The organism is Flavobacterium fluviatile (assembly GCF_010645065.1).
Taxonomy (GTDB): domain Bacteria; phylum Bacteroidota; class Bacteroidia; order Flavobacteriales; family Flavobacteriaceae; genus Flavobacterium; species Flavobacterium fluviatile.
Window position 1 is genome coordinate 1 of the sequence record NZ_JAADZW010000054.1, and the last position, 2,831, is coordinate 2,831.

Sequence of the window (2,831 nt, forward strand, 5' to 3'; positions counted from 1 at the left end):
CTTGTTTTGATATGACTTCTTTGGTTTTCGCAAATAGTTGTATGTTCAACATAAATGGGAAAACCTAAAATATCTACACCGATTTGGTAAGTTGTTTTTTGGGGTTTAGTGCTTTTTTGTAACATTACATTCTATGTTTATTCGCTTGACGTTTGAAGCTTTCAATTGCTCCGGTTGCGCTGGTTATTTCTATTTCTTCAATTTTTACAGTTGCACCCTCGACGGCATCGGGACCATCCATTAACTTTGCTTTTCGATTAAATCCGGTAAATTGAGCAATTATGCGCTCCATGTGTGGGTTAGCTTTTTCGGCAATGTTAAAAATCAGCCTGCCTAATCGGTTTAATGGTTCAAGTTTTCCCTCGATACGTGCATATTTTTCAGGCTTCTTACGATCGTCCGGACGAATAGGTAAAAACACCTTTCGTTCTTGTTCAATCCGATAAATGTGCGGTAAGATCACTTGTTCATAGAATGGATTTTGAAGCGAGTTGTTTTCAATCCAGATATAGACTATTTCAACACCGGCACGTTTACAAATATCATAGGCTTCAAATAAGTACTCACAAAATTGAGCGTTACCCATTTGGTCAACCCAAACCTTATAAACGAAATACTGATTGCCTTTTTTAGCTTCAATTACAATTGATTTGCAACTTGCATTTGTTTTGTCTGAGTTTGATGGCGCAGGATCGGCATAAATAACGACTGTATCACAATGCCGTAATTGCGGGCATTTTTCAAAAATCATGTCCTTGAAAGTGTCTCCTCCGTCCATTGGATTATTACAGTACTCTTTTTGGAAACTTTCGTATGAAATTGAGCTTTCTACTCTTTTGATTGCTTCGTCAGAGTTCTTTTGTGGCCATGAACTTAAACCGTCTTTATCGCGGATATTGATAATATCCCACTTGTCTGCTTTTTTACCCATTTCTGTAATACAGCAGTATTTTGCAATGATGTTACCACAGGCAATTAATAACAATCCGTTAGAAATTGAACGTGTAGGAATCAACGCCTGTTCTATCCATTTCACACGCTCTTTTACAAGCTCAGGATTACGGCAAAATTCGTCTGTGTCAATATCATCAATTAGGATGCAATCAGGACGTGCGGCATCGTTTCGAGTTCCACGAGGTGATTGTCCCGCACCAATAGCACGAAACGAAACGCCTTTTCGTGTTTTAAATTCTGAGGCCTCCCATGAACCAACCTTTTTTTGGATGCCGTAATCGGCAATAATTCGGTTGTTACGTTCCAGGATTCCTTTATAAGGTAAAAGCAACCTTTCGGCATTGTCAGCCGAATTGGAAATTAAAAGAATGTTCTTTTTCTTTCCCGTCATAGCCAAGTAGAGTACTTCCATCATGGTGCGCCCTGACTTTGAGAGTTCTCGCGCCCATGAACGGACTTCGTACCATTCGGCATTAGCTAATACACGCTTGGTTGCTTTTTTATGAAATTCAGCGGGTTCGCTGGTATAGTAATTAGGAAAATAGTATTTAAACCATTCCTCTGGGTTCTTTTCAAGGTGTGCAATTCTTCTGAGTTTTGCACCGTGGCTTTCAGTTAAGTCTATAGGTGTCGCATTGTCCATGTTTTCACAGAACTCACGCCATATATCCAAATACTCCTTATTGCTTACTTTTTTAGCCATTCTTTAACTTCGAGTTGATAAACTCATCAATGTAATTTTTGAATCGTTTTGCATCATCCAGATCAACCGACTGGATGAACGTTAATAGTTTTCTGGAAACCTCTACGTATTCGCCTAAACCTATTTCGGTTTCGAGTCGCTGGATGTTTGCGGTTATCTTACTCATAATATCCGCTTCCTTAGATTCTGGTATAGGAATTTCCCTCTTAGCAATCAATTCATTTAAAGCATCTAATTGGTTATACCAATGCACCAATTGAGCTTCTTTAGTAGTTAGCAAACTTTTTCGAAGCTTTGCCCAATTATCAGCCTCAGCCCATTTTCCGATTGTTTTTTCGGTCACACCTGTGCGTTCTGCAATCTCCTTAAAGGTGATGCGCTCGTTTACATACAATATTCGAGCGTACTCCCGCTCTTGTGCTTTGGAAATTCCCATTTTACTACTTGATTACATGGCAAAATTGACCAAAAACAAACCTCAATAAAAATAGTTGTGCAAGCCTTGCGCCATTATTTTTAAAGGGTTTGAAGTATTCGCAAGTTTGTACTCACGAAAGAGATAACCCAAAATTGTAGCAAGTGAGTAACAAGTTTAAAAAGATTGACAAAGAGTTTTGCTTAACAGATAATAGCGTAAATGTGTACGGCTATCGATTGTTAACGGAGGGACTGGATTTGGCTCAATACAAAAAGAACCCGATTGGTTTTTTAATGCATGACCGTGAAGGGGGTGTATTGGTAAAGTGGGAGGATTTCAGAACTGAAGGCGACAAACTTTTTGGAAAACCCGTAGTTAACCTATCACATCCAAAAGCTGATGACATTGCCATGCAGATTGAAAACGGTTTTATCAATGCTGCATCATGTGGTAAAATAATCTGTTTAGCTGCTTCAGATGATCCAAAGTTAAAACTTGACGGACAAACGGGTCCAACGGTAACAAAATGGTTTCCTCGTGAAATTTCCCTTGTTGACATTCCGGGCAATCACAACGCGTTGGCGAATCTCTATGATATTAATGATAACGAGTTAAACCTCGCTGATTTTGTAAAACCTAAACCTAAAGAAGAAATGAGTAAAGTTCTTTTAACAGCCGCGATGCTTACGGCTTTAAACTTAAGTGACAAGTCGTCTGAGGAGGATGCTAATAAAGCATTTCAGGACTTGGTTGATA

General features: G+C 39.0%; 2 protein-coding genes and 1 pseudogene. 1 reads left to right on the forward strand and 2 read right to left on the reverse strand.

Features of this window, described 5'->3' with window-relative positions; translation table 11 throughout:
* Positions 1 to 124 precede the first annotated feature (124 nt).
* Both GXM17_RS21115 and GXM17_RS21120 read right to left on the reverse strand, forming a co-directional pair.
* Entirely contained in the window at positions 125 to 1,657 is a 1,533-nt protein-coding gene (locus GXM17_RS21115) for a hypothetical protein (protein ID WP_163401498.1), read from the reverse strand.
* A complete protein-coding gene (locus tag GXM17_RS21120; RefSeq protein ID WP_280115311.1) occupies positions 1,650 to 2,093 on the reverse strand; it encodes a terminase gpP N-terminus-related DNA-binding protein in 444 nt (147 codons plus the stop codon). Before GXM17_RS21120 ends, GXM17_RS21115 begins: the two co-directional genes overlap by 8 nt.
* Before the next feature lie 143 nt (positions 2,094 to 2,236).
* On the opposite strand from GXM17_RS21120, the pseudogene GXM17_RS21125 reads away from it, so the two are divergent.
* Positions 2,237 to 2,831, forward strand: a pseudogene (locus GXM17_RS21125) (hypothetical protein); the annotation flags it as partial.